Below are 15676 nucleotides of genomic sequence, written 5' to 3'. Positions count from 1 at the left end.
GCCTTGTTCTGTCGCGGCAAGGCTCTGCGATCTCGGGTGGGGGCACTTGCCTGCTGCGATTGAATTCGAAGCGCGATCACATCTCACGACAGAATAATCTGTGGCACAGAGTATTCTGTCAATCAGAAAGATATCGCTTCAGACCTGCTTGACAAGGTGATCTTCAGATCGATCACCGCATCGTGCTCGTGACCCGCACTGACCACGCGCTTGCAAAAGATGATCGCCCTGGTGAGACGCCACGTCTTGATATTGACGGCCGAAGATCGCGTGTGACGATGCTCGATGATCTTGGGAGCTTCATGGTGGACTCGCATCGAGAACACCGGCATCAATTTGCTGGCGACGTCAGAAGATCAACGGCGGATTTTTTCCGTGATGAGTTTGATTGTGCGTCAATCGCAACCAAAATTTAAGCTGAGAAAATCATACCATTGCTTCGCTGGCTAGCGAGACGCGAGTCAGATATGCATTGCGCGCCGGGGTCATTCACGGCCATCGGCATAACGTGAAGGGGCATGACATGGCTAAGCAGTCATCTAAAGCGCCGGCATCCAAGGCACCGGCAAAGAAAGCACCCGCAAAGGCAGTCGCGGCGAAGGCCGCAACCGCGGTGAAGAAAGCAGCGCCTGCTAAGGCGGCGGCAAAGCCCGCAGCGAAGGCAGCACCGGCCAAGAAGCCGGCGGCGGCCAAGGCCGCGGCGAAGCCGGCAGTGAAGAAGGCGGCCCCCGCGAAGGCTGCGGCGAAGCCGGCAGCCAAGGCGGCACCGGCCAAGAAGCCGGCAGCCAAGGCAGCGGCCAAGCCCGCGGCAAAACCCGCAGCCAAGAAAGCAGCTCCCGCGAAAGCTGCGGCCAAGCCGGCCGCAAAGCCTGCGGCAAAGCCAGCTGCGAAAGCAGCCGCCGCTGCGACGAAGCCTGCGGTGAAGAAAGCCGCGGCGCCGAAGGCAAAGGCAGCGCCTGCGAAGGCGAAGGCTCCGGCCAAGAAGTAGACAGCTCGTTGGGGCGTCACCTGTCCTTCGGGATTGGCACCGACGCTCTGACGTTCTGGATCGGAGCATGTTCGGCAGCGGGGTTCAGCCCTCGGGCTGATCGCGACGATATGGGGCCGAGGGCAAGCAAAGCGAGGCGCCGTTTGGCTGCCTCGCTCGCTTGGCTTGTTCTTCCTGCTTTGCAGGGCGAAGGCTCTCTCGGCGACGCTGCGCATCTCGTGAGGTGCCGGCGCCTGTGAAGTAAATGCGGCTTTGAATCCCGGCAGCTTGCTGTCGTGGCCCGCCGATGTTTTCCAGCGTACACGATTGTGGGCCTGTCGTGATTGCCAAGGCGGAAATCGCAACCGGTTTCTGGCCGTTGTTTTTCTGTGCTCTGGCGGTTGATCTGAAGAGCCCGCGCGGTCAACACTGGGCGCCTGCCAACAGGAAAACGACCATGCCGAAGCTGCTCTACGCATCCTCCTCTCCCTACAGCTCCAAGGTAAGGATGGCCGCGGCCTATGCCGGGATCGCCATCGATGAGGTGCCGGTCAAAACCGACGACAGGCCGGCCGAACTGATCAGTGCCAATCCGCTGGGCAAGATCCCGGTTCTGGTGCTCGACGACGGCCGTTCGGTACACGACAGCCGCGCCATCACCCAGCACCTCAACCGGGTTTCGAAGAACGTGCTGTTTCCACGCAACCCCGACAAACGGCTCGACGCGGAAGTGCTGGAGGCGCTGGCCGACGGCATCTGCGATTGCGCGCTGTCCATGGTCTATGAGCGCCGCACCCGGCCCCAGGAGCTGGTGTATCAGACCTGGCTCGACCGCCAGTGGACCAAGATCACTGCCGCACTCGATCTGCTCAATGCCAACCCGCCCAAGCTGCCGAAGAAGGTCACGGTCGGCCATCTGGCGTTGCGCGCCTGCCTTGGCTATCTCTCGCTGCGCTTTGGCGGTCAGTGGGAGAAGGGGCGTAGCCGGCTCGTGCGCTGGGCCGCGCGCTTCGACGAAAAATTTCCCGAACTGAAGGGCTGCATACCGGTTTAAAGCGATCTGACGTTCTCTCACAAACGGAGAGGGGAGCGGTTTCCGGGCGCGATTTTGTTGCCTGTTCGTGCGAGCCACTGTTTGCGGGCGTGCAACGGCTATTCTCGGTGATCTGGGGAGCGCTTTCACGCAATGGCGAGAGGGGCGCTGAGCAGCGACGAAACGGCAGCGCAAAAAAAGCCGGGCGCGAGGCCCGGCTTTTCGTGTCGTGGCTTGGACGACTTAGAACTTCATACCGACGCCGAAGGTGACGCGGTTGTCCGTCGCCTTGACCTTGCCGATACCGTCGAAGCTCTTGGAGCCGAAATCGGTGTAGCGATATTCGACGCGGCCGAACACGTTGTCGGTCAGCTTGATGTCGGTGCCGACGCCGGCGGTCCAGCCGAGCATGGTGGCGCGATCGCTCACGCCGAGATCGGAATCATCCACCTTCTGGCTTTTGCCGGCAAGACCGCCGGTGCCGTAGAGCAGGATTTCCGGGGTCACGGCGTAGCCGAGACGGGCACGCAACGAGCCTTCGAAACCACCCTTGGAGTGGATGCCGTTGTCGTCACCCTTGACGCCGTTGTAGCCGAGTTCGGCTTCACCGCCGTACACGAAGTTCTCCTGCTGCCACTGATAGCCGCCGAAGACGCTACCGACGAAACCCTTGGTGTCGGTCGAGTCGCCGAAGTCCTTTTCCTTGGTCTTACCGCCGAAGCCGTAGCCGAGGTTGAGACCGGCATAGGGGCCAGCCCACGAAGCGACCGGCAGTTCGGCAATCGGAGCGGGCGCCGGCGGCTCTTCCTGAACGACGTCCGCGGCATAAGCGGTACCGCCGAGGGCGAAGAGCCCGATTGCGACAGCCAGCGGCCGTGCGAATTTGAGATTGGCTTGCATTGTTCTTTACTCCTTAAGCCACAGGACACAGGCTTGTTTCTCACGATCGCCATCAACCCGTCCGGGGGGTGAAACGGATCTGGCGTTCGTCGGTTCCAAATGTCGTGTCGAAATGCGGCTGAAGCGAACCTGAACTTGGGTCATTCCCCGGCGCGAATGAGGCGGAACCTTGACGTTGCATCTTCGCAACAGCGAAATGTCAGCAGTAAATCCATGCTGCGCTGCACACCGCTTGGTGCAAGGAGTCCAGCGTCCTATATTGCGCCTTGCCGGTTCACCAGTTCATGACGAGTCGGTATGCCGGACGGGCACTTCGCCACAATGCTGCCCCAGGTGCGAAGGCCATTTAACATATGCCGGGCCATATTTCGTCGGCGTCGCGTTTTCGGCCCGAAATTGAGGATTGACAACAGATGAGCAAAGCCACTCCCGTGGCGCTGGTGACCGGCGGAGCGAAACGGATCGGCAAGGCGATCGTCGAGGACCTCGCCAGACATGGTTTTGCGGTCGCCATCCACTCCAATCGTTCCCACGATGAGGCGGATGCGTTGGCCACGGGAATCAACCTGTCGGGCGGCCGCGCCGTCGTGGTGGCGGCTGATCTGACCGACATGGATGCCGTCGGCGACCTGGTCGGCCGGGCGGAAGCCGCGCTCGGCCCAATCTCGCTGCTGGTCAACAATGCCTCGCTGTTCGTCGACGATTCCGTGGAGGATTTCGACTGGCATGCCTGGGATCGCCATTTCGCCATTCATGTGAAAACCCCGGCGCTTCTGGCTCAAGCCTTCGCCCGCTCTCTGCCGGAAGCGCAGGAGGGGCTGATCGTCAACATCATTGACCAGCGCGTCTGGCGGCCGACGCCGCGCTATTTCTCCTATGCGCTGTCCAAATCGGCTTTGTGGACGCAGACTGAGATGCTGGCGCAGGCGCTCGGCCCCCGCATCCGCGTCAATGCCATCGGTCCGGGGCCGACGCTTAAGAACGTTCGCCAGGATGATTCCGATTTTGACGCGCAGGTCGCCGGCCTGATCCTGAAACGCGGCCCGGAATTGCCGGAATTCGGCGCGACGATCCGCTATCTCTGGCAGGCGCGCTCGGTTACTGGCCAGATGATCGCGCTCGATGGCGGCCAGCATCTTGCGTGGCAGACGCCCGATGTGACAGGCATGGCGGAATGAGTCCCTTGGATCACAAAAGCAAGGCGCGCGGCGGCGCCGATGATCTTCCTCCTGAAATCGACCTCGAGGACGAAGCGCTTGAGGAGATCGTCGAGCCGGCAGGTCCCGAGGTTGCCTTCACGGCGATCGACTGGACGCCGCATGCCGGCGACGCCGACGGCCAGGTCGGCGCTGAAGTGATCCAGACCCTGGTCAAGCGGCTGCCCAATGCGCCCGGTGTCTACCGGATGATGAACGCCGCTGGCGACGTGCTTTATGTCGGCAAGGCGCGCAGTCTGAAGAAACGGGTCACCAACTACGCGCAAGGGCGCTTTCATACCAACCGCATTGGCCGCATGGTGCGCGAGACCGCGACGATGGAGTTCGTCGTCACGCGCACCGAGATCGAGGCGCTGCTTCTCGAAGCCAATCTCATCAAGCGCTTGCGGCCGCGGTTCAACGTGCTGATGCGGGACGACAAGTCGTTCCCCTATATTCTTCTGACCGGCGACCATGTCTCGCCCGGCATCTACAAGCATCGCGGGGCACGCTCGCGCAAAGGCGACTATTTCGGTCCCTTCGCCTCGGCCGGCGCGGTGGGCCGCACCATCAATTCGCTGCAGCGCGCCTTCCTGCTCAGAAGCTGCACCAATTCCTTCTACGAGAATCGCACGCGGCCATGCCTGCTCTATCAGATCAAGCGCTGCGCCGGCCCGTGCACCGGCGAAATCTCGCATGAGGGCTATGCCGAACTGGTCGATGAGGCCAAGGATTTCCTCTCGGGCCGCAGCCAGAAGGTGAAGACCGAGATTTCGGCAGCCATGCAGCAGGCCTCGCAAGATCTCGATTTCGAACGTGCCGCCATCTATCGCGACCGGCTCGCGGCGCTCTCGCACGTGCAGAGCCATCAAGGCATCAACCCGCAGACCGTCGACGAGGCCGATGTCTTTGCCATCCATCAGGAGGGCGGCCAGGTCTGCATCCAGGTGTTCTTCTTCCGCACCGGCCAGAACTGGGGCAACCGCGCTTATTTCCCCAAGGCCGACCCGGCGCTGGAGGGATCGGAAGTGCTTGGCTCCTTCCTGGCGCAGTTCTATGACGACAAGCCGACGCCGCGCGCCATCCTGCTCTCGCATGCCGTCGAGGATCAGGAACTGCTGGGGGAGGCGCTCTCCACCCGTGCCGGCCGCAAGGTCGCCATCTCGGTACCGCAGCGCGGCGAGAAGAAGGACCTGACCGACAACGCCTTGCAGAACGCGCGCGAGGCGCTTGGCCGCCGGCTGGCGGAAACCTCGACGCAAGCCCGGCTGCTTGCCGGTTTCGCCGAGACCTTCGGCCTGGCCAGGCCGCCGGTGCGCATCGAAGTCTACGACAACTCGCACATAATGGGCACCAGCGCGGTGGGTGCCATGGTCGTCGCGGGGCCGGAAGGTTTCGTGAAAAACCAGTACCGGAAATTCAACATCCGCTCGACGGAGATCACGCCCGGCGACGATTTCGGCATGATGCGCGAAGTGATGGAGCGGCGCTTTTCACGATTGCTCAGGGAACATGGCGATGTTGCCGCGGACGGCGACGCGGCCCCGGAAGGCGCCGGTGACGATATCGAGGAGGACATCTCCGGCAGCTTCCCGGCCTGGCCCGACGTCATCCTGATCGACGGCGGGCAGGGCCAGATGACGGCGGTGCGCAAGATGCTTTCCGATCTCGGCGTCGAGGATCGCGTCGTGGCCATCGGCATCGCCAAGGGCCAGGACCGTGATGCCGGCCGCGAGCGCTTCTTCGTCAAGGGCAGGGATTCGTTTTCGCTGCCGGTGCGTGATCCCGTGCTCTATTTCGTCCAGAGGCTGCGCGACGAGGTCCATCGCTTCGCCATCGGTTCGCACCGAGCCCGCCGCAAGAAGGAGATGGTCAAGAGCCCGTTCGACGAAATCGCCGGCATCGGGCCCGGCCGCAAGCGCGCGCTGCTGCTGGCATTCGGCACGGCCAAGGCGGTCAGCCGCGCCGCGGTCGAGGATTTGAGGAAAGTCGACGGCATTTCCGAACAGGTGGCGAAACTGGTCTACAATCACTTCCACGAGAGCTGATGCATGTCGCCCAAAAGTGCACGCGGTGTCGAGATAGCGATAGGCATGAGACACCACGCATCCCGCCCGAAGCGCAGGCGGTTTAGGGAAAATGTCTTGCATGAGACACCACGCATGTTGTCCAAGCGTTCATGCGGTCTACCTCCTGAAGATAACTGCGGTTTTGGCACCAGGCATGCGAAGGTTTTCCGCTATTTTCGGCTGGCCAATCGATTTTGGCCTGTTGACCGCCCACATTCGCTTCTGATTTGAGTACGCAGGCAGAAAGAGTCCCAGAAGACATGGCCCAGCGCGCGTTCAACTTGCCCAACATCCTCACCTATGCCCGCATCATCGCGGTGCCGCTGGTGGTGCTGTGCTTTTTTCTCGAGGGCCATCTGAAGTCGAGCGACTTCGCCCGCTGGTCGGCGCTGGTCATTTTCCTGCTGGCATCGATCACCGACTATTTCGACGGCTATTTCGCGCGCGCCTGGCAGCAGACCTCCAACATCGGCAAGATGCTGGATCCCATCGCCGACAAGCTGCTGGTCGCGACATGTCTTCTGCTCCTGGCTGCCGATACCGATCGTCATGCCGGCATTGCCGGCTGGTCGCTGTGGGCGGCGATCATCATCCTGTGCCGTGAGATCCTGGTCTCGGGCCTGCGCGAATATCTGGCGGCGCTCAAGGTCTCGGTGCCGGTGACGCAGCTCGCCAAGTGGAAGACCACCATCCAGATGGTCGCCATCGCCTTCCTGCTGGCGGGTCCTGCCGGCGACAAGATCTTCCCGCTGACCACGCAGACCGGGCTGGTGTTGCTGTGGATCGCGGCGCTGGTGACGCTCTACACCGGCTATGATTATTTCCGTGCCGGCCTCAAGCACATCATGGACGAATGAGATGACGACCCGTCTCATCTATTTCGCCTGGGTTCGCGAACGAATCGGCATGCCTGAGGAAGACGTCGACCTGCCCGCCGGCATCGAGACGGTCGCCGACCTCTTGCGCTGGCTGCGGTCGCGCGGCGAGGGCTATGAGCATGCGCTGCAATATCCCGACGTGATCCGCGTCGCCATCAACCAGGAACATGTCGATCACCGCGAGAAGATATCGGGCGCGCGCGAGATCGCGCTTTTCCCGCCGATGACCGGGGGCTGAACGCATGTCGGCCGTCCCGGTGCCGACCGTGCGCATCCAGCGCCAGGATTTCGATGTCGCCGCCGAGATCGCCCGACTGACGCAGGGCCGTGCGGACATCGGCGCGGTGGTCACCTTCTGCGGTCTTTGCCGCGACGAGCAGGGCGCGCTCTCGGCACTCGAGCTCGAGCATTATCCCGGCATGGCGGAGGCCGAGATCGGCCGTATCGCCGCCGAAGCGGCCGGTCGCTGGCCGCTGCAGGGGCTCACCGTCATCCACCGCCATGGCACGATCGCGCCGGGCGAGAACATCGTGCTGGTGGTGGCTGCTTCGGCGCATCGCCAGGCGGCGTTCGAGGCGGCCAATTTCCTGATGGACTACCTCAAGTCACGTGCGCCCTTCTGGAAGAAGGAGCATCGCGCGGACGGCTCCGAAGGTGGCTGGGTCGAAACCAAGGAAGCCGACGCCCAGGCGGCCCGGCGTTGGCAGCGGCCGTCCGAATAATACCGACAAGGCGTCACGGAACGACCGCAATCCTTCTGCCAATTCATCACGTGACTGATTTGGGCAAGGGAGAACGGTCATGTTCGACAGGATCGCCGAGTTCTTCGTCTTCGGCTTCGTGCCTTTGGTCGTCGGCATACTGGCGGTGCCGGAGCTCTCCGTGGCCGCGCAAAAGTCGGTGAGGGGCGAAGTGATCTATCGCGAGCGCATCGCCTTGCCGCCCAGCGCCGTGCTCTCCGTCGAGCTTGCCGACGTCTCGCTGTCCGACGCGCCCGCCAGGATCATCGGCGAACAGAAGGTCAAGCCGGCGGGCCAGGTACCCATCAGCTTCGAGATAAAATTCGATCCTTCGGTCATCCGGCCGGGCATGACCTATGCGCTGCAGGCCCGCATCACCGTCGACGACAGGCTGATGTTCATCTCCGATGTGCGTCATCAGCTCGATCCGCTGACCGACGCGCCGCAGACCATCATGCTCAAGATGGCGGCGTCCGACGATGCCCCGGCGAAGGCTTCGATGCTCGGCCAGAGCTGGCTCGTCGACTATATCGACGGCGTCGGCGAGATACGCGAGCCGCAAGCCACGTTCAGGATCGGCAAGTCGGGCAAGGCTGGCGGCAACGGCCCTTGCAACGTGTACTTCGCCACCGCCAGGGTCGATGACCGGACAATTTCCGTCAGCAATATCGGCTCGACCTACAAAGCCTGCGCGCCCGAGGTGATGACCGAGGAAAAGGCGCTGTTCGACGCGCTTGCCAAGGCGGCGACATACAGCATCGATGCCGGCAAGCTGACCATCTCGGACAAGGACGGACACGAAATCCTGCGCTTCAGCGCGGCGAGCTGACTGCCGGGCCGACATCACGCCGTGGCGGTTTCCCTGACCATGGTCTTGACGATCTCGATGGTCTGGTCGTCGGCCGGAAACAGCATTTCCAGGGCAAGCTCCGCCAGGGTCACGTCATTGGGCGTGCCGAAAACAGTCGTGGTGTTGAGGAAGGACACGGTACCGAGCCGTGTTGCGATGCGCAGCGGTGTCGCCAGCCGCTGCGCCGCTTCCAGCCCCTCCGCCCCATCCGAGCCAGGCGGCACGGGATAGGCCGCCACTTCGGCGAGCAGGCCCTGGATGATCGGATCGGCCCGGGCCTCGATCTGCTGGCGCAGAACATGCACCGTATGCGCGCGCCAGGCGGCGAAGTTCAGGATGCGTGGGCCCATACCGGCCGGATGCAGGATGAGCCGCACCGAATTGACCGGGCTGCGCATCAGTTCGGCGGAACATCCTTCATAGAGCTGCGGCAGCGCCGAATTCGACAGCACCACGTTCCAATGGCGGTCGACCGCGAAAGCCGGGTAGGGCCTGTGCGCTTGCAGCACGTTGTCGATCGCTTTGCGTGCCGCCTCCAGCTCGGCTAGCGAGCGCTCCTGGAAGGCGGGCGCGAAGCCGGCGGCAAGCAGCAGCGTGTTCTGATCGCGCAGAGGCACCGTAAGGCATTCGGCCAGGCGCACGATCATCTCGCGGCTCGGCCGCGCGCGCCCGGTCTCCAGATAGGAGAGATGCCTGGTTGAGCTGTCCGCCGCCAGGGCGAGATCGGTCTGCGTCATCCGGCGCTGCTCGCGCCATCGCCGAAGCAAGACGCCAAACGGGGTCTGGTGCAGTGTCATGGCCGGACCTTAGCGCGCGCTCGTTCTGGTTCAATGACCTGCAAGGTCAAATTCCGCGTGATCCGGCGGTCGCTTTTTGACCTGAGAGGTCATGGAGTTCGGCCCTCCGCGCTGCGAATTCTCTCCCCAAGGGCGGTGCATTGCCGCTCGCAAACCAGATGGAGTGAAGATCATGACCAGGTTCTTGGATGCCCAGGCGTTGGCCGACCGCTATGTCGCCGCGTGGAACGAGACCGACAGCGAGCGTCGCCGCGCGGCGATTACCGCCCTGTGGGTGCCCGATGGCCGGCACTATGTCGGCGAACGCGCCGTGCGCGGCTACGAGGCCCTGGAAGAGCGGGTACGCGGGTCGCACGAGAAGAATGTCCGCGACGACGGCAATCGCTTCCGCGCCGCCTTGAACGCCCGTCTGTTGCATGACGTCGTCACCTTCCGCTGGGAGATGCTGCCGGCCGATGGCGACACCGTGCTGGCGACCGGGCTCGAAGTCCTCACCGTCGACGCCGAGGGCCGCATCCTGGTCGACTACCAGTTCGTTCCGGCCTGATCGCGGTCCAGCGTCCAAAGAAAAGGCCGGCAAAATTGCCGGCCTTTCGCATGGAGTTTCGCGGTGTCGGCTCAGCCGACGATCTCGGTGTCCGAGAACCAGTACTTGATCTCCTGCGCGGCGGTCTCGGGCGCATCCGAGCCGTGCACCGAGTTCTCGCCGATCGACAGCGCGTGCACCTTGCGGATGGTGCCTTCGGCCGCGTTGGCCGGGTTGGTGGCGCCCATCACTTCGCGGTTCCTGGCAATGGCGTTCTCGCCTTCCAGCACCTGGACGATCGTCGGCGCCGACGACATGAACTCGACCAGTTCGCCGAAGAACGGGCGGTCCTTGTGGACGGCGTAGAAGCCTTCCGCCTCGCGGCGGCTCATCCACACCCGACGCGAGGCGACGACGCGCAGGCCGGCTTCTTCCAGCATCCTGGTGATGGCGCCGGTGAGGTTGCGCCGCGTTGCGTCCGGCTTGATCATGGAGAAGGTGCGTTCGAGCGCCATGGGTCGTCCTTGTCTGGATTTGAATTGAGAGTGGCGGGCTCTATACAAGCCGCCCGGCTGATTGCCAAGAGGAGCGGCTCGCGAAGCGGATGGAAAGCCAATTGCCTTGCTTTCCAAGAGACGAACGGTGAAAGCCCGGTCCACCTTCGGCGGATTGAAGTTCCAGTGGACCTTTCAAAGGACTTGCACGCCCGAAAGGACTTGAACCCCCAAAAGGACTTGAACCCCCAAAAGGACTTGGGAGCGACGGCGAAGGGCCGGGGCGGCGCACGCTTCCGTGTCCGGACTATAGGCCGGCAGGCTGGATCAGATGGCTGTAAAGCAACGGTTTGCTTGCTATAGTCGCTGCGTCGGCGCCGCGCTGAAGTCGGCCCGCATGGAGACAACATGACCATGACAGACGATCGTCAGGAGCGCATCCGCAACCGCGCCCACCAGATATGGCAGGAAGAAGGGCAGCCGGCCGGTCACCACGAACGCCACTGGCACCAGGCGGCGGCCGATATCGATCGGGAGGATGCGGGCAAGAAGCCAGCCAAGAAGGCATCCGCTGCCGGCAAGGCCAAAGCCGCCCCCAAAGCGGAGAAGGCCGCAGCGAAAGCCGACAAGCCGAAAACCAGCAAGCCAAAGAAGGCGGCCAAATAAGGCTTTGCGCCGCTGATTTTCGCGACGGCTCGACGGCGCCTGCGCTGGCTTGCTGCAGGCGATTGCGTCGTCATGCCGCCGCAACCTTTCGTCCCAGCCCGCCATGCAGGTCGAGGCAGCGGGCGAACCATTGCGTCACCACATCGCTGTCGTCGAGCAATTTGTACGGTGTGGCAACGCGTGCCCATTGCAGCGCGCCGAAGACGATATAGTCGGCATACAGCGGCGAGGCGCCGCCGATGAACGGCTGGTAGCTCAGCATGGAGCGCAGCGGCTCCAGCGCGGCCCGGAAGCTTGCCAGCCCGGCATCGCGCGCGGCGACGACCTCCTCCAGCCGCTTGCCGAAGCGCTGCTCCCGGCTCCGGCGGAAATACGAAGCGTTCTCCTCGTCTTGCATGGCGTGCAAGTCGACGAGCGCCGCGGTGGTGACATAAGGGTGGATGGTCAATTGCGACCAGCGCTCGATGAAGCGCGCCATCGCCTTGCCGCCTTCGCCGCCAAACAGCGTCGGGCGATCCGGATAGGCCTCGTCGAGATAGAGCGCGATGGCGAAGGAATCGATGACGACCTTGTCGCCGTCGCGAATGACCGGAACGGTTTTCGAAGCGCCGCCCTCGATGGCCGCCACTTCGAGAAAACGCGTCGGCGCGGTCGAGATATCGAGCCCCTTATGGGCCAGCGCCATCGTCGCCTTCCAGCAATGCGCACTGAACGGCCGGCTCTCGTCACGCCCGACGAGGTCGTAAAGCAGAATGGTCATTGGCGTCGGCCTCTTCGCAGTCTAGGTATCGCTCCCGAAGCCCGAAACGGTCCGGCGGGAGACAAGATGAAACAGCACTTCATGATGTTTGCGGCCTATAATCAATGGGCCAATGGCCGCATCTACGATGCCGCTGCCGATCTCGACGAAGAGGAATTCAACCGCGATGTCGGCGCCTTCTTCGGCTCGCTGATGGGCACGCTCAATCATCTTCTTGCCGCCGATCGCATCTGGATGAAGCGCTTCACCGGCGAGGGCGACGCGCCGACGGCGCTGGACGCCATATTGCATCGGGCCTTGCCGGTCTTGAGGACAGCGCGCGAGGCCGAGGACCGGCGGATCGTCGACTGGCTTGCCGGCCTGGGCGACAAGGCGCTGTCTGGCCGCTTCACCTACATGACGGTTTCGGACATGCGCACCGTCTCGCAGCGCCTGGCGCCGGCACTGGCTCATGTCTTCAACCATCAGACCCATCACCGCGGCCAGGCGCATATGATCCTGACGGTTCTTGGACGCCCCTCCGTGCCACTCGATCTGGCGCATTTTCAGCGCACCGAGGAAGGCAGGGCCTTCGCCTGATCCAGTTTCGCAGGCCGCAGCGTGCCATTGCCGCGTCTTCGCGGTCGTCGCCCTACGGGTTGAATTTCAGACGGCCGCCGGAGCCAAGCCGGTGATTTCGCTGTCCAATTGGCTCTGTGTCAGGGTGGCTTCCGCCATCACCCATTGCTTGAACAGCAGCACCTTGCGCGCCGCAAGGCTCTTATGGGGCGACACGAAGTACCAGCCGGCCGTGTTCGGATGGTGGACCGCAAAGGGAGCGACCAGCTTTTCGGCGCGGATGTCGCTGGCCATGTAGGCGCGGTTGGCGACCGCAAAGCCCATGCCGGCATTGGCCGCCTCGTAGGACATCATGCAGGAATCGAAATAGATGCTCTTGGTCTCGCTGAGCACGAAGCTGGCGCCGGCGAAACCAAGCCAGGATTGCCAGTTCTGGGTGCAGGTGTCGGAATGCAGCAATGTGAAGTGCTTGAGGTCGTCCGGTGTCACCTTCGACACCGGCTTGTTGCCCAGGACCTCATGGAACAATTTGCGGCTGCACACCGGTGTCAGGTCTTCGCGAAACAACAGATCGGATGGCAGTCCGTTGAAGTGGCCGTCGCCATAGCGGATTTCGAGATCGAACTCGGACGTGGTGAACTCATGCGTGGCGTATGAGGTCGAAACCCGCATCACGATATCGGGATGTTGCCGCTGGAACAGCGGCAGGCGCGGAAACAGCCAGCGCGCGGCAAAGGTCGGCAACACGGATATCTTCAGCACATGCTCCTGCGACTGCCCGGTCGCTTCCATGCTGGCGGCGACGATCCGCTCAAGCGCCTCGCGAACGCGCGACACATAGGTCTCGCCCTCCGGTGTGAGCGACACCGCATTGCCGCCGCGCTGGAAAATCTTGAAGCGTAGCTGGTCTTCCAGACTCTTGACGCGCTGGCTGACTGCCGAAGCCGTGATGAATTGCTCCTCGCCGGCACGCGTGAAATTCCCGTGCCTCGCAGCACTCTCCACGATCTTCAGCGAATTGAGGTTGACCTGACTGAGCAGACGCACGGGTTTCGACCTTAAGCTGGGCTTACGGTAGCACTAGCATTCCTAATTTTACAGGGGGGGCTAATTTAATTGACTGTTAACCAAGTGTTTGCCCCCACTTGGAGAAGTACAATGAACGCACATACCATACCCGAACTGCGCTATGCGATGAGCCGCGAGGCCATTATCGGCCACGAAACCGCCTGGAAAGTGTCGAGTTTCGGCGTCGCGCAGTATCTGCATGGCTATGATCCGGCACTGCTTGCCGCGATCGAGGAGGCCGCCCTGAAGCTTAAGGCCAGCCATGCCGTGCACAAGCACCTCGATCTGACCTTCATCACCGGCGCCGACCGTTTCATTCCCGAAATCAAGGAGTTGCTGCACGACAAGTTGCGCCTGGAGCGGCTGTCCGACATGATGGGCACCAAGCTGGAGCCCTATCCGCTGTCGATCGTCGGTTCGACCGTTACCTTCATGAACCCTAGGGATGGCGCCGTCGAATGGCATTGCGACGGCGTTCCGGTGACCGAGCTCATTCCGCTGTCGATCAGCGATCCGCTGGTCGGCGGCCATCTCGAAATCTATTGCGACGATTCCGAGACCGGGCGCGCCATTCTCGAATCCGGCCGCGAGATTCCGCGCAATCGCATCATGCGCATCGATCACAAGATGAATTACGCCACGCTTGGCCAGTTCCTGGGCGTCCTGCACCGCACGGCGCCGATCCAGTTCGGCGAGCGCGTCACCCTGGTGCTCAATCAGCGCTCGGTGGCCAAGCCCTATGTCGACGATAACAGGATGTTCTATCTTGCCGCCGACAATGATCACGACCGCGAATGGGTCAACGAGCTGGCGGAAGATGTCTGGACCAACCAGCTGCCGGCCTATCGCCGGTTCGAGGCGGAACACCCCACGCCGGCGCCCGCCGAGGCGCCGGTCCCGGGCGGAGCAAGGGAAACATGGTAGCGATCCATGATCCCGAAAGTTGGGAGCCGGTTTTCGGGTGCGATCATGGTCCAACGCCGGGATAGCGCTCCAAGCCGGCTTCTTCGACAGGAAGCAGGCTCGATGTCAGCGCTGGCCTTTGCCGCCGGGGCGGTGGCTTTGTGGTCGACAAATGCCCTGGTCGGCAAATCCCTGCTGGCGAACCATCCGGTGGCGCAAGTGCAGTTCCTGCAATTCGTGGGGGCTTCACTGGTCTTCGGCCTGATCCGGTTCATGGCTCGGGAACAGGCGCCGCCGCTCGCCGCGAGAGCCACGCTCGCGCCGCTGGCGGTCGGTTTCATCGGTCTGGTCGGCACCATGGTGTTGCAATATGTCGCCTTCGCCTCGATGCCGGTGATCGAAGCCAATCTTGTCGCCTACACCTGGCCCTTGATGGTTGCCGCGGCGGTGATCGTCTTTGAAAATCCGCGGCGTCCGGCACTGCTCGGTCTTGCCGCGGTCCTCGGTTTCGTCGGCGTCGCGCTGGTGATCTGGGGCGGGCGCGACCGTGCCTGGTTCCAGGGCGATCTCACAGGCTATCTCGCAGCATTCGGATCCGCGCTGTGCATGGCGTTCTATTCGCTCGCGGTGGGACGGCTGGCCACCTCGCCGGACCGCCTTCTGCTGCCGTCGTCGCTGATCGGCGTGGCCCTGGCGCTGGTATGGTGCGTTCACGAAGGTGTCGCCTGGCACGCCGGCGCGGACCTTGTCCTCGGGCTCTATCTGGGCGCCGGTCCGATGGGATTGGGTTACTATTTCTGGTCGCGCGCTCTGAAACTTGGAGGCAGTGGCAAGGTCGCCGTCGTTGCCTACCTCACGCCAATTGCCTCGACGCTGCTGTTGACCCTGTCCGGCGAACGGCTGACGACAACCGCGATTGCCGGAGCCGTCCTCGTCATCGGCAGCTGCATAGCGGTCGGGCTGGAACGTTCGGAGACGGAAAACCATGTTTGACGATGATGAAGGACTGGCCAGGCGGGAAGCGCATTGGTTGATCAGGGAGTTCGGCGTGGAAGCGCCGCTTTACGCGGCGATGAAGGCCGAAAAGGCGATCGAACAGAAGGATTTCGGGCGTTGTGCCCATTGGAAGCGTATTCTTGAGATATTGGCTGACAGCCGCACAGCCAAGTCTGCAGCGTCCAAGTATTAGATTTTCTAATTTGCGTGGTGTCGATTTCCCATAAAAATAGTTGATGGCAAGTCTTGATTCGTTTTGGGACTTGTCGGTCCGT

The 15676-nt window shown here is 62.7% G+C and carries 19 protein-coding genes; 13 read left to right on the top strand and 6 right to left on the bottom strand.

The genetic code is table 11. The features are described 5' to 3' along the window. Positions 1 to 489: 489 nt before the first annotated feature. Positions 490 to 981, bottom strand: coding sequence for a hypothetical protein (locus FJ967_RS33325; protein ID WP_181175726.1), 492 nt, complete (start codon positions 979 to 981; stop codon positions 490 to 492). A 443-nt stretch (positions 982 to 1424) separates the two neighbouring features. Here FJ967_RS33325 and FJ967_RS09375 point away from each other — a divergent pair, with 443 nt between their 5' ends. Beyond that, positions 1425 to 2021 carry a glutathione S-transferase family protein gene (locus FJ967_RS09375; RefSeq protein WP_140731419.1) on the top strand — a complete coding sequence of 199 codons (597 nt, stop codon included), beginning with the start codon at positions 1425 to 1427 and terminating at the stop codon, positions 2019 to 2021. 222 nt (positions 2022 to 2243) lie between these two features. On the opposite strand, the gene FJ967_RS09370 is transcribed toward FJ967_RS09375, so the two are convergent. Continuing rightward, on the bottom strand, positions 2244 to 2900 hold the full coding sequence (locus tag FJ967_RS09370; protein WP_140731418.1) for an outer membrane protein: 657 nt from the start codon (positions 2898 to 2900) through the stop codon (positions 2244 to 2246). Positions 2901 to 3313: 413 nt separating this feature from the next. Between FJ967_RS09370 and FJ967_RS09365 the strand changes: the two genes are divergently transcribed. From FJ967_RS09365 to FJ967_RS09340, 6 genes are all read left to right on the top strand, one after another. Next, a complete protein-coding gene (locus tag FJ967_RS09365) occupies positions 3314 to 4078 on the top strand; it encodes an SDR family oxidoreductase (protein WP_140731417.1) in 765 nt (254 codons plus the stop codon). Next, on the top strand, positions 4075 to 6144 hold the full coding sequence (gene uvrC, locus FJ967_RS09360) for an excinuclease ABC subunit UvrC (protein ID WP_140731416.1): 2070 nt from the start codon (positions 4075 to 4077) through the stop codon (positions 6142 to 6144). The genes FJ967_RS09365 and uvrC overlap by 4 nt, the downstream gene beginning before the upstream one ends. A gap of 281 nt (positions 6145 to 6425) precedes the next feature. Continuing rightward, positions 6426 to 7022, top strand: coding sequence for a CDP-diacylglycerol--glycerol-3-phosphate 3-phosphatidyltransferase (pgsA, locus tag FJ967_RS09355; RefSeq protein WP_115145227.1), 597 nt, complete (start codon positions 6426 to 6428; stop codon positions 7020 to 7022). A gap of 1 nt (position 7023) precedes the next feature. Further along, the gene (gene moaD / locus FJ967_RS09350) at positions 7024 to 7281 is read left to right on the top strand and encodes a molybdopterin converting factor subunit 1 (protein WP_140731415.1); all 258 of its coding nucleotides are present in this window, start codon (positions 7024 to 7026) and stop codon (positions 7279 to 7281) included. 4 nt (positions 7282 to 7285) lie between these two features. Then, positions 7286 to 7765, top strand: coding sequence for a molybdenum cofactor biosynthesis protein MoaE (locus FJ967_RS09345; protein ID WP_140731414.1), 480 nt, complete (start codon positions 7286 to 7288; stop codon positions 7763 to 7765). Positions 7766 to 7844: 79 nt separating this feature from the next. Next, positions 7845 to 8612, top strand: coding sequence for a YbaY family lipoprotein (locus FJ967_RS09340; protein ID WP_140731413.1), 768 nt, complete (start codon positions 7845 to 7847; stop codon positions 8610 to 8612). A 14-nt stretch (positions 8613 to 8626) separates the two neighbouring features. Here the strand turns inward: FJ967_RS09340 and FJ967_RS09335 are convergent, their stop codons facing one another. Continuing rightward, a complete protein-coding gene (locus tag FJ967_RS09335; protein ID WP_140731412.1) occupies positions 8627 to 9430 on the bottom strand; it encodes a helix-turn-helix transcriptional regulator in 804 nt (267 codons plus the stop codon). A 172-nt stretch (positions 9431 to 9602) separates the two neighbouring features. On the opposite strand from FJ967_RS09335, the gene FJ967_RS09330 reads away from it, so the two are divergent. After that, the gene (locus tag FJ967_RS09330) at positions 9603 to 9977 is read left to right on the top strand and encodes a nuclear transport factor 2 family protein (RefSeq protein WP_140731411.1); all 375 of its coding nucleotides are present in this window, start codon (positions 9603 to 9605) and stop codon (positions 9975 to 9977) included. Between the two features lie 71 nt (positions 9978 to 10048). Here the strand turns inward: FJ967_RS09330 and ndk are convergent, their stop codons facing one another. Beyond that, entirely contained in the window at positions 10049 to 10471 is a 423-nt protein-coding gene (gene ndk / locus FJ967_RS09325) for a nucleoside-diphosphate kinase (protein ID WP_023673443.1), read from the bottom strand. Between the two features lie 387 nt (positions 10472 to 10858). On the opposite strand from ndk, the gene FJ967_RS09320 reads away from it, so the two are divergent. Beyond that, positions 10859 to 11116: a DUF2934 domain-containing protein gene (locus FJ967_RS09320; RefSeq protein ID WP_140731410.1), complete on the top strand. Its 258-nt coding sequence runs from the start codon at positions 10859 to 10861 to the stop codon at positions 11114 to 11116. Between the two features lie 70 nt (positions 11117 to 11186). Here the strand turns inward: FJ967_RS09320 and FJ967_RS09315 are convergent, their stop codons facing one another. Beyond that, positions 11187 to 11876, bottom strand: coding sequence for a glutathione S-transferase family protein (locus FJ967_RS09315; RefSeq protein WP_140731409.1), 690 nt, complete (start codon positions 11874 to 11876; stop codon positions 11187 to 11189). Between the two features lie 66 nt (positions 11877 to 11942). Between FJ967_RS09315 and FJ967_RS09310 the strand changes: the two genes are divergently transcribed. Next, positions 11943 to 12455 carry a DinB family protein gene (locus tag FJ967_RS09310; protein ID WP_140731408.1) on the top strand — a complete coding sequence of 171 codons (513 nt, stop codon included), beginning with the start codon at positions 11943 to 11945 and terminating at the stop codon, positions 12453 to 12455. A 66-nt stretch (positions 12456 to 12521) separates the two neighbouring features. On the opposite strand, the gene FJ967_RS09305 is transcribed toward FJ967_RS09310, so the two are convergent. Continuing rightward, positions 12522 to 13481, bottom strand: coding sequence for a LysR substrate-binding domain-containing protein (locus FJ967_RS09305; RefSeq protein WP_140731407.1), 960 nt, complete (start codon positions 13479 to 13481; stop codon positions 12522 to 12524). 111 nt (positions 13482 to 13592) lie between these two features. Between FJ967_RS09305 and FJ967_RS33320 the strand changes: the two genes are divergently transcribed. The 3 genes from FJ967_RS33320 to FJ967_RS09285 all read left to right on the top strand — a co-directional run bounded on the left by FJ967_RS33320 (position 13593) and on the right by FJ967_RS09285 (position 15594). Further along, positions 13593 to 14426: a hypothetical protein gene (locus FJ967_RS33320; RefSeq protein WP_181175725.1), complete on the top strand. Its 834-nt coding sequence runs from the start codon at positions 13593 to 13595 to the stop codon at positions 14424 to 14426. 102 nt (positions 14427 to 14528) lie between these two features. Next, complete coding sequence (locus FJ967_RS09290) at positions 14529 to 15398, top strand: DMT family transporter (protein WP_246675229.1); 870 nt, start codon at positions 14529 to 14531, stop codon at positions 15396 to 15398. After that, positions 15391 to 15594: a hypothetical protein gene (locus FJ967_RS09285; RefSeq protein ID WP_140731405.1), complete on the top strand. Its 204-nt coding sequence runs from the start codon at positions 15391 to 15393 to the stop codon at positions 15592 to 15594. The genes FJ967_RS09290 and FJ967_RS09285 overlap by 8 nt, the downstream gene beginning before the upstream one ends. The last annotated feature ends 82 nt before the right edge of the window (positions 15595 to 15676 follow it).

It is taken from the genome of Mesorhizobium sp. B2-3-4 (assembly GCF_006442315.1).
Classification (GTDB): domain Bacteria; phylum Pseudomonadota; class Alphaproteobacteria; order Rhizobiales; family Rhizobiaceae; genus Mesorhizobium.
Note: the sequence above shows the minus strand (reverse complement) of the source record. Positions and strands in the feature narration are given on the sequence as shown.

Excerpts from the sequence above, each read along its gene's own strand:
- FJ967_RS09365 (WP_140731417.1), top strand. The coding sequence starts at position 3,314 with ATGAGCAAAGCCACTCCCGTGGCGCTGGTGACCGGCGGAGCGAAACGG.
- FJ967_RS09330 (WP_140731411.1), top strand. The coding sequence starts at position 9,603 with ATGACCAGGTTCTTGGATGCCCAGGCGTTGGCCGACCGCTATGTCGCC.
- FJ967_RS09290 (WP_246675229.1), top strand. The coding sequence starts at position 14,529 with ATGTCAGCGCTGGCCTTTGCCGCCGGGGCGGTGGCTTTGTGGTCGACA.
- FJ967_RS33320 (WP_181175725.1), top strand. The coding sequence starts at position 13,593 with ATGAACGCACATACCATACCCGAACTGCGCTATGCGATGAGCCGCGAG.
- FJ967_RS09310 (WP_140731408.1), top strand. The coding sequence starts at position 11,943 with ATGAAACAGCACTTCATGATGTTTGCGGCCTATAATCAATGGGCCAAT.
- moaD (WP_140731415.1), top strand. The coding sequence starts at position 7,024 with ATGACGACCCGTCTCATCTATTTCGCCTGGGTTCGCGAACGAATCGGC.
- FJ967_RS09285 (WP_140731405.1), top strand. The coding sequence starts at position 15,391 with ATGTTTGACGATGATGAAGGACTGGCCAGGCGGGAAGCGCATTGGTTG.
- FJ967_RS09370 (WP_140731418.1), bottom strand. The coding sequence starts at position 2,900 with ATGCAAGCCAATCTCAAATTCGCACGGCCGCTGGCTGTCGCAATCGGG.
- FJ967_RS09345 (WP_140731414.1), top strand. The coding sequence starts at position 7,286 with ATGTCGGCCGTCCCGGTGCCGACCGTGCGCATCCAGCGCCAGGATTTC.
- FJ967_RS09335 (WP_140731412.1), bottom strand. The coding sequence starts at position 9,430 with ATGACACTGCACCAGACCCCGTTTGGCGTCTTGCTTCGGCGATGGCGC.
- ndk (WP_023673443.1), bottom strand. The coding sequence starts at position 10,471 with ATGGCGCTCGAACGCACCTTCTCCATGATCAAGCCGGACGCAACGCGG.
- pgsA (WP_115145227.1), top strand. The coding sequence starts at position 6,426 with ATGGCCCAGCGCGCGTTCAACTTGCCCAACATCCTCACCTATGCCCGC.
- FJ967_RS09320 (WP_140731410.1), top strand. The coding sequence starts at position 10,859 with ATGACCATGACAGACGATCGTCAGGAGCGCATCCGCAACCGCGCCCAC.
- FJ967_RS09375 (WP_140731419.1), top strand. The coding sequence starts at position 1,425 with ATGCCGAAGCTGCTCTACGCATCCTCCTCTCCCTACAGCTCCAAGGTA.
- uvrC (WP_140731416.1), top strand. The coding sequence starts at position 4,075 with ATGAGTCCCTTGGATCACAAAAGCAAGGCGCGCGGCGGCGCCGATGAT.
- FJ967_RS09340 (WP_140731413.1), top strand. The coding sequence starts at position 7,845 with ATGTTCGACAGGATCGCCGAGTTCTTCGTCTTCGGCTTCGTGCCTTTG.
- FJ967_RS09315 (WP_140731409.1), bottom strand. The coding sequence starts at position 11,876 with ATGACCATTCTGCTTTACGACCTCGTCGGGCGTGACGAGAGCCGGCCG.